Here is a 15425-nt window from a genome sequence, read left to right as displayed (position 1 = left end):
AAATAAAATTGGTCTAAGTGATGATCCAAAGTGCAATATAACTTAGAGATATTAAGCATTAAGCGATGCTAGAGTCAGTAATAGTTGCGCCATTATGTTACTTATACAAATAAAATATTTTATATAATTACTATAATTAAAATTAAGCTTATTATTCCACTTGACTATGGGGTATACCCCATAGCTTACAATGAACAATCTTTTTACTAACTTTACCCTTCAACCCCTATTTTTTAACTTTGTCATATTAGAAATAATAAAGTATAGATACAGCTATTTATTGAGGACTTGCATGAAACACACCCAGACTCTGTTAGCGACTTTCATTGTCGCTATCAGCCTAACCACGACCAGTCTCACCTTGGTAGGCTGTGACAAAAAAGATAGCTCGGCTCAGCAAGCAGCAGCGCAACAACAAATGCCACCAAGTGTGGTCAATGTGATGCCCGTGCAGTTTCAACCAGTCCCCATACAGCAGACCTTCGCTGGACGAACGGCTGCTTATCAGAGTGCCGAAGTACGCCCTCAAGCTTCAGGTATTATTGACGAAGTCTTATTTCAAGAAGGTAGCATGGTAGAAAAAGGACAACCTTTATATCGTATTAACATTGATAATTACCAGTCTGCACGGGTGGGTAATGAAGCGGCTCTACAGCAAGCTCAAGCTAATATTGATACAGCAAAAGCCAGTTATAATAGTACATTAGCAAACCTTAGCTCACAACAAGCATTACAAGAACAAGCTTATGTTGATCTACAAAGAGTACAACCATTACTTGAGATTCAAGCCATCTCACAACAGCAAGTCGACCAAGCGGTGACCAAATACAAAACAGCTCAAGCTGCCGTTGCCAATGCTCAAGCTGCCGTTGATCAGGCTCAAGCTAATATACGTAGTGCGCAAGCCGCCGCCGCCACCGCCCAAGCCAAACTCGATACCAGTACCATTGATTTAAATCGTACCATTGTACGTGCACCTATTTCTGGTAAAACAGGACTTTCGAATGTCACTGCAGGTGCATTGGTCAGTGCCAGTCAAGGAGAACCTTTAGTCACGATTGAACAACTCAATCCTATATATGTTGATATCAGCCAATCATCTGCCGATTTACTCAAACTAAAACAACAACAAGCTACAGGTGAACTGCAAGCAGGTAATAGCACTGTTGAGCTAATGCTAGAAGATGATTCTACTTATCCAGTATTAGGGCAACTATCACTGATAGATGCCAAGGTCAATGCTGATACGGGCGGCGTGACCTTAAGAGCCATCTTCCCAAATGAACAAAACCTGTTGCTTCCAGGTATGTTTGTCACTGCCAAACTGACCCAAGGTGTGCTTAATAATGCTGTTTTGCTACCCCAAAGTGCCATTATGCGTACACCTAAAGGTGATGCCCAGGTTTATATTGTCGATGCAAATAGTAAAATCCAAGTTCGTCCTGTCACCATAGATGGTACATTTGGAAACAAGTGGATTGTCACTGATGGACTAAAATCTGGTGAAAAAGTGGTGATTATGGGGGGGGCAAAAGTCAAACCAGAACAACAAGTGGTTGCTAAGCCAATGCCTCCAGAAGATAGTCATGCACAGGCAGGCACAGCACCTATTAGTCAAGTTGCACCGACTTCTGGTCAAGGACCTATTGCACCAAAGGCAAACAAAGTAACACCCGAAAATAAGAGTAGCTCCGCCACAGATAATAGCAAAGCAACAACACAAACAAACTAGGAGCGTATGATGTCAAAGTTTTTTATTCATCGCCCTATTTTTGCTTGGGTGATCGCCATTTTAATCATGGTAATGGGTGTCATTGCAGTTATCAATCTACCCATTGAGCAGTATCCTCGTATTGCACCACCAACCATTACCATCAGTGCTACCTACCCTGGTGCTAATGCACAGACATTAGAAGATTCAGTGGTACAAATTATTGAGCAACGTATGAAAGGGCTAGATGGCTTAATGTATATGTCATCATCAAGTTCATCAAATGGATCGGCTTCGATAACCCTAACCTTTGAAAATGGTATTGATCCAGATCAAGCACAGGTACAAGTACAAAACAAACTACAAGCCGCCACCAGTCAGCTACCTCAAATCGTACAAAGACAAGGGATCAATGTTGCTAAATCATCCAGTGGTTTTTTGATGGTGCAAGCATTTATCTCAACTAACGGTAACATGGATAGAGCGGATATTGCTGATTATATTAATACCAATATCACCGATCAGCTTAGCCGTGTGGAAGGGGTTGGTGATGTCACTGTGTTTGGTTCTCCTTATGCCATGCGTATTTGGCTTGATCCTGAAAGTCTACGCAACTACCACCTAATGCCCTCAGACATTATCCATGCCATACAGGCACAAAATGCCCAAGTGTCTGCAGGACAACTAGGACAAGCACCTGCTGATGCTGAGCAACAAGTTATTAATGCCACAGTAACAGTACAAAGTTATCTACAAACTCCCGATAATTTTAAAAATATCTTACTAAAAACAGATACAGCTGGTGCACAAGTTCGTTTGGGTGATGTGGCAAGGGTTGAAATTGGTAGTGAAGACTATAGTGTGATATCTTCCTATAATGGAAAACCTGCGGCTGGTATGGGGATTGCTTTAGCCTCAGGAGCAAATGCTTTAGATACCCGAGAAGCGATTGCTGAACGCATGGCTGAGCTAGAGAAAAACTTTCCCTCTGGTTTAGAAGTCAAAGTCCCCTATGACACCACACCATTTGTTAAGTTATCCATTGAGCAAGTAGCTCATACTCTACTAGAAGCCATTGTATTGGTGTTTTTGGTAATGTTCTTGTTTTTACAAAACTGGCGTGCCACCATCATTCCCACACTTGCTGTCCCTGTGGTGTTACTAGGAACATTTGGAGTTCTTTATGCCATTGGTTTTAGTATCAATGTATTAACCATGTTTGCAATGGTACTATCTATTGGTCTACTAGTCGATGATGCCATTGTGGTGGTCGAAAACGTAGAGCGATTGCTTGAGGAAAATTCTGACATTTCTGTCAAAGATGCTACTTTAGAGAGTATGCGAGAGATTAGTAAAGTGGTCATCGGTATTGCAGTCATCTTATCGGCTGTCTTTGTACCCATGGCGTTCTTTGGCGGCTCAACTGGGGTGATTTATCGTCAATTTGCCATCACGCTTATCAGTAGTATGACCTTATCTGCCATTGTGGCATTGATTTTCACTCCTGCATTGTGTGTCACTATCTTAAAACGTGGCAAAAGCCATGACAAACAAGATGAAAATCGTAAAGGATTTTTTGCATGGTTTAACCGTAGCTTTTATAGCTTAAGTAAACGCTATGAGGGCTTTGTTGGCAAAAGCTTTGGCGTAAGATGGTTGTACCTTATTCCTTATGTGCTTATTATTGGCTTGTTGGTTGCTGTATTTATGCGTATTCCAGGTTCATTTTTGCCTGATGAAGACCAAGGCATTATGCTGACATTAGTGCAATTACCAGCAGGCTCAACATTGGATGAAACTCAAGATGTGATGCACACAGTGACTGAATACTTTGAAACTCAAGAAAAAGGGAATGTTTCAGATGTCTTTGCTGTTTCTGGCTTTAGTTTTGCAGGTGCAGGACAGAATATGGGTATTGCCTTCGTGCGCCTCACTGATTGGAGCGAACGTCTTGGTGCAGCAAACTCGGCAAAAACCATTGCTGAAAAAGCCAATGGCTACTTCTTTACTCAGTTTAATAAAGCAACGGTTTATAGCACCATTCCACCTGCCATTCCTGAGCTTGGAGAAGCCAGTGGCTTTGAATTAATACTACAAGACACTGGCAATATTGGACATGAATCCCTCACTGATGCTCGCAATATGCTTATTGGTATGGCAATGCAAAATGAGACCATCGGTCAGATACGTCCAAGTGGTCAAGAAGATGCACCTCAGCTTAAAGTGAATATCAATCAAGACCAAGCGGCGGCTTATGGCTTGTCGATGCAAGACATTAATGGAGTATTAACCACAGCTTGGGGCTCTACTTATGTTAATGACTTTGTCGATCGAGGTCGGATTAAACGTGTCTTTGTTCAAGGACAGCCCAATAGTCGTACCAATCCTGAAGATATTGGTAAATGGTCGGTGCGCAATAACTCTAATGAGATGATTCCCTTTGGTGCCTTTACCAGTACAGAATGGACTTATGGCTCACCAAGACTCACCCGTTATAACAGCTTCTCTTCGATGAAGTTGCAGGGCTCAGCCACACCAGGACTCAGCTCTGGAGATGCCATGACTGCCATGGAGCAGATGGTTGCACAGCTACCTGCTGGGGTTGATTATGAATGGACTGGTATGTCACTTGAAGAGAAAAAATCAGGCGACCAAGCCCCTATGCTATATGCATTATCTATCTTAGTTGTATTTTTGTGTCTGGCGGCATTGTATGAAAGCTGGTCCATTCCTTTTGCAGTGATGTTAGTCATCCCACTGGGTGTCTTGGGTGCTGCCTTAATGACATGGGGACGCGACTTTGCCAATGACGTTTATTTACAAGTTGGCTTATTGACGGTGGTCGGTTTGTCTGCTAAAAATGCTATCTTAATCATTGAATTTGCTAAAGAATACCAAGAAGCGGGCTATAGCCTAAAAGAATCAGTAATGACAGCGGCTAGGCAACGCTTACGTCCTATTATTATGACTTCACTTGCCTTTGGTATCGGTGTTGTGCCATTATTTATCGCCACAGGTGCAGGTTCTGGTAGCCAAAATGCCATCGGTACCAGTGTATTGGGTGGTGTATTAAGTGCTACCTTACTAGGAATTTTCTTTATTCCCATGTTTTATATCTGGGTACGTTCAATATTCCCAAATAAAGTCCATAATAAACCACTCAAGCAACAGCCAACACATTCTGGAGAAAACTTATAATGACGATTGTCCATTTATACTCACGCCATCGTTATACCTGTGCTAAGTGGTTGCGTTTGTCTGGTATCACCGCTTTAGTTGCCAGTATGGCAGCATGTAACAGCATACCAGCGGCACAAAACACCCCTATTGTCGCTCGTCCCAATATTTCTACCAGTGACAGCTATCCTTTGCTTGCTAGCCAAAATAACACACAACCTAGCAGCCAAGCAGCACTACGCTGGCAAGATTTTTATACTGATGACAAACTAAAAGCACTGATTGCTATTGGTTTAGAAAATAACAAAGACATCAGCCAAGCCGCTTTAGCAATTAGAAAAGCACAAGCCCAATATGGTATTAGTGAGACTGATGACCGTATCAGTGTTAATGCCAATGGTGGCTATACCCGCTCTGCAAATCATGCCTTAGATAAAAACCCGAGCGGTGGCTATAACGTCAATCTAGGTATGGCAAGTTATGAGCTAGATTTTTGGGGCAAAATTGCCAATATGAAAGAGCAAGCATTGCAAAACTTTTTGGCAACCACCGCTGCCAAAGATACAGCTCAAGTGAGCCTTATTAGCAATATTGCTGCCAGTTATGTCAACCTAAGCTACCAATTAAAACAATTTGAGTTAGCTGAGCAAACGTATTTAACCCGCCTTGAATCACTACGTATTACCAAAGCTCGCTTAGCAGCAGGTATTGATTCTAAAGCCCCCTCATTACAATCTGAAATTGCCGCAGAAACGGCTCGCATTGCTATCTTGGAGGCACAAAGCAACATCGAAAAAGCCAAAAATGCGCTGCAATACCTCGTTGGTGTACCAATACCAACACAGCTAATGCCTGCCCCTGCTGTACCCAGTATTGCCACTGATAAAATTAATAATCCTGGGTTACCCAGTGAGCTACTGCGTTATCGTCCAGATATCTTACAAGCAGAATATAACCTAAAAGCTGCTGGAGCTAATATTGAAGTGGCTCGCACTGCATATTATCCCAGTATCAGCCTAACAGGACAGCTTGGCTACTCTAGCAGTGATTTGAGCAATCTACTCAAAAACACCTCTACAAGCTGGTCTTTTGGCCCTTCTATTAGCATCCCTATCTTTGATGCAGGCAAACTAGATGCCAATTATGCTATGGCACAAATTGAACGTGAACAAGCATTAAATAACTATGAAAAAGCCATCCAAACTGCTTTTAAAGAAGTCAATGATGTACTGGCAGACAAAGCCACTTTAGCAGCTCGCCTAGATGCACAATACCGCTTACAACAAAGCTATGATGAGCTGTATAATATCTCTGAAGCCCGCTATAAAGCTCAAGTTGATGATTATCTAAGTGTACTTGATGCACAGCGTTCATTGTTTTCTACCCAGCAAAGCATCTTAAACCTGGAACGTGAAAAACTAACCAGTCAAATCGACTTATATAAAGTATTGGGTGGTGGGGCAAATCTCATTGAACCTGTCGCCATACTAACCCCACAGCATCGCAATTTGGTTAACATTTTGACTCCTGAATCCAATGAAACGATTGCTGAAAATGCCATCAAAGCAGCCAGCTCAGCACCTATGATTACTGCTGAAGAGGCCCAAGCCATTGAGCTTGAATCACCCGTAACAATCACTCAGCCTAAAACTTTGGCAAAAGTTGATTTAAACCGTGATTCTAAAGTAGATGCTGCTATTGTTCAGCTAACCCAAGTGAACATACCGCAAGCAAAAATGCTGTTAGAAAATAAAGAAGCTACCAAAGAGACTATGACCAAAGAGACCATGGAAACTGAGACGCCTGTACTCATAGAAGAACCTGTGGTTATAGAAGAAACTTCAGAGACAGAGCAAAATAATATACCCGATGATGTGGCAGTATTTGACAAACAAAAAATGCTATCACTTTTAGAAGAACACCCCATGCCCACCGAAGAGGTTGTCGAAGAAGCTGTTGAAGCTGTTATTGTCACTGTACCAACTGATAAATAACGAACTTAAGTAACCTATCATACTTAAAAACACAAAGGGTTGTCTAAAAAATAGACAGCCCTTTATTCTTATAAAGTATACCCCACTCTCAACTTTATTTGATAAAATCATATATGACCCCTCCCATACCCTCCCCTTGAAGTAAGGGGAGGACTTAAAAACCAGTTCCTCCCCCTTTTTAAGGGGGAGGTTAGGAGGGGGTCTTATAAGTTGAGAGTGGCGTAAAGTATATAAAAATAATGTAGTACTCATAACTGGTGTCTTATTAACCAGCCAAATTTCAAATAAAGCAATGTTAGATTAAGAACCTGTATTCATAATCCAAAATCAGGGGAGTTTTAAACTAAAATTGCGTAATACAAGGCAAATTTTGGGGCGAATAGTCACTCTATTTAACCCAAAATTTAACGCTGTAGTACGTCTATTTTAGGCAAAAAGCCACCATTATGGGTTGTGAATATAGGTTCTAAAAGGCAAAGCTTGCCATACCCACTGCAATTAATTTACCTTCATCATTAACCATTTGCATACGTGTGGTACAGCCTTTGCGTCCCATTCTTATTACCTCAGCAGTCGCAATAAACTGCTTACCTAATCCTGGAGAAATATAATCAATACGCAAATCGACAGTGGCGAGGCGGCTGATTTTTTTCATCTGCTCATTCATATCACCTTGATTGCGGCGCAAAATCTCAAACATCGCCACAACACCACCAATGCTGTCCAACATTGTCGCCGCCACACCACCATGTAGAATATTAAAATTAACATTACCGATGAGCTCTTCTCTGGTATCAAAATAGCCTCGTATCTCACCTTCTTCAAAACGCATTTGCATCTGATTAAACTGTAAATACGGGCTATTATTAAAGACTTCAATCACCTTCTTACCGACAAAATCAAGAAACATAGATGAATCTATTGCATTATTTTGGCTCTGCATAGCTAGCAAAACGTCATGGTCATTCATTAAATCAGAATACTCACTACTTTCACCTACATCATCAGTTTGAGTCGTCATAAAACCTTCCTTAGGCTATAATGGGAAAATAATTCTATCATAACTCAACCCCATCATCTTGTTACTTTATTGACCATTATTTCTATATAAAATATCCACTTACGAATCAATAACTCTCCTAGGAGCTTTTATGTCTTACACTTTTAATCGCCACTATCCACATACACGCCTACGTCGTTTGCGTTTTAATGACAATGTCCGTGCGATGATACGTGAAGCTGAATTACACCCCAAACATCTGATTGCACCAGTATTTGTGCTAGAAGGCACAAACCAACGCGAAGCAGTCAAAAGCATGCCCAAAGTCGAACGTTTATCAATTGATTTATTGATTGATTATGCCAAACAGCTTTTAGCAGAAGGCGTCACCACCGTTGATATATTTCCTGTCATTGACAGCAGCCTAAAAACCAAAGATGGTCAGGCAGCCTTTGACCCTAATGGAGTTGCCTGCCGAGCAGTGAAAGCACTAAAAGATGCGGTGCCTGAGATGGTAGTAATGACCGATGTTGCCTTAGATCCTTATACCTCTCATGGGCAAGATGGCGTACTTGATGAGACTGGCTATGTGGTCAATGATGATACGGTTGAGATACTGGTCAAACAAGCTCTTGCCCATGCCCATGCAGGTGCAGATATCATCTCACCCAGTGATATGATGGATGGACGTATCAAAGCCATTCGTGAAGGCTTGGAATCGGCAGGCTTTGTTAATACTGCAATCATGGCATATTCGGCAAAATACGCCTCTGCTTATTATGGCCCTTTTCGTGATGCGGTTGGCAGTGCTGGCAATCTAAAAGGTGGACATAAAAAACAATACCAAATGGACTTTGGCAATCGTGCTGAGGCACTCCATGAAGTGGCGATGGACATTAGTGAAGGTGCAGACATGGTGATGGTCAAACCTGGTCAGCCGTATTTGGACTTAATCCGTGAGGTTAAAGATACCTTTGGCGTGCCCACTTTTGCCTATCAAGTCTCAGGTGAGTATGCGATGCACATGGCAGCAATCCAAAATGGTTGGCTATCTGAAGCGGTTATTTTAGAGTCACTGATTGGCTTTCGCCGAGCAGGCGCAGATGGCATTTTGACTTATTTTGCCTTAGATGCAGCAAGAATGTTAAATGGCTAATAAGCTATTTTAGTAAATTTTTAGTACATAAAATATATTGGTGGTTTTTTAGCTTTAACATAATAGATGGTATGTTCTATAGCCCCTAAGTGCTTATGCTTATAAAACATCTACCCAAATAAGTAGTACAACTAACCTTTACTACTGACAACTAACAGCAAGCAAACTAAAAAACTGCCAATGCTCACAATTTTTATAAACTCAAAGAAAGTCAATATTTTACAAAACCAATAGCGGCCAATTTATCATTAAAAATCATCTTACAATTAAACGCTACCCACGGTTGTTATTTAACCTGCAACCACTATAATAACCCAGCGGTTATCCATATACATTTTTTTAAAATACAAGTTTACTCTCACTTGCTAATTTACAATAGGTTTATTTTATGAGTCAGCTTAATCCCAAACAACAAGAGGCAATGACCTATGTGTCTGCTCCCCTACTCGTCTTGGCTGGTGCAGGCTCAGGTAAAACTTCTGTTATTACCCGTAAAATTGCCTATCTGATTGAGCAGTGCAACATGCCAGCAGAGCGCATCACCGCAGTGACTTTTACTAACAAAGCGGCGCGTGAAATGAAAGCTCGTGTCAGTAAACTACTATCGAGTGAAAAAACGCGTGGCTTAACTGTCTCTACGTTTCACCAATTTGGGCTACAGTTTTTACGCTATGAGCTTTTACATACGCCATTAAAAGGCAATTTTTCTATCATGGACTCTGATGACAGTAAACGCCTGTTAATGGAATTGATGATGCGTGACAACTTATCAGGGGCAGAAAGTCGGGAGCTTGTTGGTAAAGCAATAAAGATGATTTCTGACTGGAAAAATGATTTGATTGAGCCAGACAAAGCAGCCGAGACTCTCACCAATCCCGAAGACATGATATTTGCTACTCTCTATGCTTTATATGAGCGCAATTTGCGTGCCTATAATGCAGTTGATTTTGATGACTTGATTGTCTTGCCTGCCAAGATATTGCGTGAAAATACCCAACTACGTGATAAATGGCAAAATCGTATCCGCTACTTATTGGTCGATGAATATCAAGATACCAACACAGCTCAGTATGAACTCATCAAGCTATTGGTTGGAGTACAAGGTCGCTTTACCGTCGTTGGTGATGATGACCAATCCATCTACGCATGGCGAGGCGCAAAACCTGAAAACATGGCACTGCTTAAACAAGATTTCCCCAAATTAAAAGTGGTGAAACTTGAGCAAAATTACCGTTCTACCAGTCGTATTTTAAATGCTGCCAACTCGGTGATTACCAATAACGAGCATTTATTTGAAAAAGCTTTGTGGTCTGATAAAGGTGAGGGAGAAAAAATTCGTATTATTAACTGCCGCAACGACGATGATGAAGCCGAACGAGTCGCCAAAGAAATCGTTACGCATAAACTGCGCTTTGGCAATGAATGGGAAGATTACGCCGTATTGTATCGCAGCAACTTTCAGGCACGTATGCTAGAAGCGCAGCTACGCCAATTGCAAGTACCCTATAAGCTATCAGGTGGCACATCTTTTTTTGCTCGTAGTGAAATCAAAGACATCATGGGCTATTTGCGAGTGATATTAAACCCCGAAGATGACAGTGCTTTTTTGCGCATTATTAATACACCAAAGCGCGGCATGGGGCCAGCAACACTCGAAAAATTAGGTCTGTTTGCCCAAGAGCATAATCTATCGCTACTCGCCTCTTGTACTCATGGCGGTCTGGCACATGTATTGCCCAAAAAAGCACACGCATCACTCAAAGAATTTGGGGATTTTATTGAGCATTATACGCGTGAGCTTGACCAGCATCCCGACCCTGTGCCTGTGGTTCGGCAAATGATTGATGAAACTGGCTATATTGATGTGGTCAGAAGTGAAGCCAAAACCCCACAACAAGAGAAGAATCGTCTAGATAACATTGAAGCCCTTTACACCAGCATTCAATCACTGATTAACCGTGCTGAAGACGATGATGAGCGTAATATTGAATCCGTAATTCGCAAGTTAGTACTACTAGATATGCTAGAGCAGCAGCAAGAAGAAGAAAATACCAATAAAGTGAATCTAATGACCCTGCATGCTGCCAAGGGCTTAGAATTTAACTATGTCTATATTATGGGCTTAGAAGAAGAGTTGCTGCCACACCGTAACTCCATCATGGCAGAGACGGTAGAAGAAGAACGCCGCCTGATGTATGTTGGCATCACCCGTGCCAGACGTGAGCTGACCATGACCTTAGCAGCACAGCGACGCACTGGTGGACAAATGCGTCCCACCACGGAGAGTCGATTTTTGGCAGAATTGCCCGAAGATCACATTGACTGGCCTGCCAAAGCCAAAAAGAAACAAGCACAAAAAAACCCACAAAAAGTTGCTGATGAATATCTGGCAAATATTCGAGCCTTACTAAAAAATAAATAACGTTTTATATTCAAGTAAGTAGCATAGTTGCATGACTTATTATGGCAACATTGATTTAACTGAATACTTTTTTAATCAAATACTATTTTAATTTCCTATTTATTTTTGATTAAATACTGCCCTTTACTAAACCCGATGCCTTCACTTAATAAAGGCGTCTATCGCCACATTGGAATATCTGTTTTATGCCAAATATTGACCCTACAGCCAACATCACCTCACTCAATGCTGAAGATAAACTCATTTATCTTCAATCATTGGTTGCAGATGATGACACGCAAGCGATGGCAACATTTTTGGCAGAACAATCTGAATATGAAATTGCCAACCTTTTAGAGTCTTTCCCAAAAGATGACCGCCAACTCATCTGGACACAAGTACCACTGGACATCAAAGGGGAAGTACTTGCCGAAGTCGAAGATGACATTCGTCCCTCGCTGATGTCCAATATGCAAGCAGGTGAAATTGAGACCCTTGCTGAAGACTTAGATGCACAAGACATTGCCGAAATTTTAGATACAGTCGATGACAAAGTACGTGCCGAAGTCATGGCAACACTTGATGAAGATGTGCGTATCCAAGTCAATCAATTAGATACCTATGAAGACTGGGAAGTCGGGGATTATATGGACCCTGACACCATTCAGATTCAAGAATCCATCAGTCTGTCTCAGGTACAAAACTACCTACGTAGTCATGAAGATTTGCTTGATGACCAGACTCAAGAGCTGTTGGTAGTAGATCAAGGACAGCAGCTATTAGGTCTGCTAAGTTTAGTGGATTTAATTAAATATCCACAAAACTCACTGGTATCTGAATGGATTGACCCTGCAATTACCATTCAAGATCGTATGGATATCCAAGATGCTGCGGCAATATTTCGCTCCGAAGACATTCGCTTTGCTCCTGTGGTCAATAGTTTTGGTGAATTGGTTGGACAACTTAATGCTGAAGACATCATGGAAATTATCCAAGATGATGTTGACAGCACCATGAAACACTTAGCTGGTGTTAGTGATGATGAAGAACTGTTTGCTCCGATTATCACCAGTGCCAAAAGTCGTAGTATTTGGCTTGGTATTAATCTGGGTACTGCCCTGCTTGCTGCCGCTGTTATCGGGCAATTTGAAGCCGTATTATCACAAGTGGTTGCCTTGGCAGTACTGATGCCTGTGGTTGCAAGTATGGGCGGCATCTCAGGTAGTCAAACCTTGACCGTGGTCATCCGAGGACTTGCCATGGGACAAATCGGTGGTTCGAACCGCTGGTGGTTATTTAATAAAGAGCTGTGGGTAGGTGCGATTAACGGTATCATCTGGGCCGTTATTATGGCTGTCATTGCACAAGTATGGTTTAAGGACATCACCATCAGCATGGTCATCGGTTTTGCCATTGCCATTAATATGACTGTTGCTAATATATCAGGTATTAGTATTCCATTAATTCTAAAGGAAATGAACATTGACCCTGCCCTTTCTGCCTCCGTTATTTTAACCACAGTGACTGATATCGTTGGCTTTTTATCCTTTTTAGGATTAGCAAGTTTATTGATATTATAAAATTAAAATAAGCATACAACCTAAAATATAGGAAACCTTATGCAATCCGTACAAGTCAAAATTTTAAATGCCAAAATTGGTACACACCCAGATTTTCCCATGCCCACTCGTGCCACAGATGGCTCAGCGGGTATCGATTTACGTGCTTGTATTGATGAGCCACTTGCTATTAAAGCTGGACAAACTCATCTAATCGGCACAGGGCTTGCCATTTATATTGCTGACCCCAATTATGCAGGGCTGATTTTGCCACGCTCGGGATTAGGGCATAAACATGGTATTGTTTTGGGCAATTTGGTGGGATTAATTGATGCGGATTATCAAGGTGAACTGATGGTTAGTATATGGAATCGTAGCAACACCGATTTTATCTTACAACCTGCTGAGCGTATGGCACAATATGTGGTTGTACCTGTAGCACGCCCTGAGTTTGATATTGTTGATGAGTTTAGTAATATCAGCGAGCGGGGTGCAGGTGGCTTTGGGCATTCTGGTAGACAGTAACATTACCAATAATCAATATGAATTCTAATTATAGCAAGTTTATTACACCTTTTAGCAAAGTTCCTGCAACAACCTTGCAGCTTTTTTGCGTTAGCATAAGATATGCTAGGGAGGAATAATCATGTGCCAAATGGTCACTACTAATAACAACGCTACAATGAAACATACAACAACTCAGGTAAAAAAAACTCAGCCAAACAAAGCTCAGGTAAAAAAAAACACCACCATAAACACAACCTACGATTTTAGTCAACAGCAACGTCTATTTCGTGCTTATGACATTCGGGGTGACTATCAATACTTTACCGATGACTTTGTCTATTATTTAGCCCATACGTTTGCCCAGCTTTATACCGAACTTCATGCCACGCAAGTGGTCATTGGCTATGATGTGCGCTATGGCAGTTTAAAGATTGCCACTCAGATTGCCACGGCCCTACAACAACAAAATATCGAAGTCATTTGGCTAGGATTGGTCACTACACCCATCATGGCATATTGGGCAGAGCAGTATACGGGGCACGGGCTGATGGTCACTGCCAGCCATTCCGCCAAAGACGTGCATGGTATAAAATGGCTCATTGCTGGTGAATCACCCAGCAGTGAAGATATTCAAGTCCTCTATCAACGTCTATTATGCCTTGCACAACAAATCTCACCACAAAATCAAGAGCAAGTTACTCAAAATATCACTTTAAACAGCCATCTGAATGTACCCAAACCATCACCTCAGCATCCAAATAGTGACGAAATTGCCAAGCGTTATATTGGACGTATTAATACAGCATTAACAACCATTAACCAATCTTATCAACCACAAAACACCTCCTCCAAGTTGCCTATTAAAGTAGTGCTAGATTGTCTAAATGGTGCAACCAGCTTATATGCACAGCCATTATTTGAGCAGTTTTGTCAGCAGGTGATTTGCTTAAATGACCAACCTGATGGTTCATTTCCACTGGGCAACCCTGACCCTGCTGAAGAAAATCGTCTGCAACAATTGCAACATGCCATCATACAACATCAAGCTGATATTGGACTTGCCTTTGATGGCGATGGTGATCGCTTAATGGTGATTGATAATACAGGCAGACTCATCGCCCCTGATCATCTACTTTATTTATTGGCACAGGTTGCTATCTTTGAAAGCAAACATAAAACGCAATTTGCTAATAATAATCATAGCCCAGAAGTGATTTTTGATGTGAAATGCTCACACCATCTACCCAAACTCATCAAAAATTTACATGCCCGCCCAACCATGAGTAAAACAGGTAGTAGCCTCATGCGTAAAGCCCTACAAACTGGTGGTAGCCATGCCATATTTGCAGGAGAATTATCAGGACATTTTTTATTTAATGATGGTTTTTTTGTACTACATGATGATGCCATGTATGCAGGTCTGCGTTTATTAAATTGGCTGACTCAGCAATCCAATCAAGGTAAAGCTTCTCAACAAAGCTTAGCAGACATCATTAATAAGCTTCCTACCATGGTTAGCACTGCTGATATTTATCTGCCCTTACCTGCCAGTACAATAGCCCAAACATCCTCTAAAAACATCAATAATAAAAATAAAGATCATCAGCTACTGCGACAGATGCGCCAATTATGTCAACAGCTATGCAGCCCTTCATCCAAAAAATACGCACCCACCAATCCATTACCGCAAACAACAATCTTAACCTGTATCGATGGCATACGTTTGGATTTTGCCCGTGGCTTTGGTATTATTCGCCAATCAAACACCAGTAGTAGTTTTACCGTTCGCTTTGCTGGTGATACCCTTGCTGACTTACAACAGGTACAACAGTATTTTATCTCCCTATGTCAGCAATTTGATCCAGATTTTGCCAAGCAGATAGCCAATATCTGTCCAACTGTATAAAATAGTCAGTTGTA

The 15425-nt window shown here is 41.5% G+C and carries 9 protein-coding genes; 8 read left to right on the top strand and 1 reads right to left on the bottom strand.

What is annotated here, in order from left to right; translation table 11 throughout:
* Positions 1-292 precede the first annotated feature (292 nt).
* From FHK89_RS01610 to FHK89_RS01600, 3 genes are read left to right on the top strand one after another with little or no spacing between them, the layout of a single operon-like run.
* Complete coding sequence (locus FHK89_RS01610) at positions 293-1732, top strand: efflux RND transporter periplasmic adaptor subunit (protein WP_230655954.1); 1440 nt, start codon at positions 293-295, stop codon at positions 1730-1732.
* A gap of 9 nt (positions 1733-1741) precedes the next feature.
* On the top strand, positions 1742-4909 hold the full coding sequence (locus FHK89_RS01605) for an efflux RND transporter permease subunit (protein ID WP_230655953.1): 3168 nt from the start codon (positions 1742-1744) through the stop codon (positions 4907-4909).
* Positions 4909-6882 carry an efflux transporter outer membrane subunit gene (locus tag FHK89_RS01600; protein ID WP_230655952.1) on the top strand — a complete coding sequence of 658 codons (1974 nt, stop codon included), beginning with the start codon at positions 4909-4911 and terminating at the stop codon, positions 6880-6882. The genes FHK89_RS01605 and FHK89_RS01600 overlap by 1 nt, the downstream gene beginning before the upstream one ends.
* A gap of 466 nt (positions 6883-7348) precedes the next feature.
* On the opposite strand, the gene FHK89_RS01595 is transcribed toward FHK89_RS01600, so the two are convergent.
* Entirely contained in the window at positions 7349-7825 is a 477-nt protein-coding gene (locus tag FHK89_RS01595) for a thioesterase family protein (RefSeq protein WP_230656040.1), read from the bottom strand.
* 208 nt (positions 7826-8033) lie between these two features.
* Here FHK89_RS01595 and hemB point away from each other — a divergent pair, with 208 nt between their 5' ends.
* The 5 genes from hemB to FHK89_RS01570 all read left to right on the top strand — a co-directional run bounded on the left by hemB (position 8034) and on the right by FHK89_RS01570 (position 15411).
* A complete protein-coding gene (gene hemB, locus FHK89_RS01590) occupies positions 8034-9038 on the top strand; it encodes a porphobilinogen synthase (protein ID WP_230655951.1) in 1005 nt (334 codons plus the stop codon).
* A 388-nt stretch (positions 9039-9426) separates the two neighbouring features.
* The gene (locus FHK89_RS01585) at positions 9427-11460 is read left to right on the top strand and encodes a UvrD-helicase domain-containing protein (RefSeq protein ID WP_230655950.1); all 2034 of its coding nucleotides are present in this window, start codon (positions 9427-9429) and stop codon (positions 11458-11460) included.
* A gap of 185 nt (positions 11461-11645) precedes the next feature.
* Entirely contained in the window at positions 11646-13019 is a 1374-nt protein-coding gene (gene mgtE, locus FHK89_RS01580; protein WP_230655949.1) for a magnesium transporter, read from the top strand.
* A 39-nt stretch (positions 13020-13058) separates the two neighbouring features.
* Positions 13059-13523 (top strand): dUTP diphosphatase, encoded by a 465-nt coding sequence (gene dut / locus FHK89_RS01575; RefSeq protein WP_230655948.1) that lies wholly within the window; start codon positions 13059-13061, stop codon positions 13521-13523.
* A 121-nt stretch (positions 13524-13644) separates the two neighbouring features.
* Entirely contained in the window at positions 13645-15411 is a 1767-nt protein-coding gene (locus FHK89_RS01570; RefSeq protein ID WP_230655947.1) for a phosphomannomutase/phosphoglucomutase, read from the top strand.
* The last annotated feature ends 14 nt before the right edge of the window (positions 15412-15425 follow it).

Origin of the sequence: Psychrobacter sp. I-STPA10, from assembly GCF_021012795.1 — a bacterium.
Taxonomy (GTDB): domain Bacteria; phylum Pseudomonadota; class Gammaproteobacteria; order Pseudomonadales; family Moraxellaceae; genus Psychrobacter.
The sequence above is the reverse complement of the archived record's forward strand: the minus strand, read 5'-3'. Positions and strand labels throughout refer to the sequence as shown.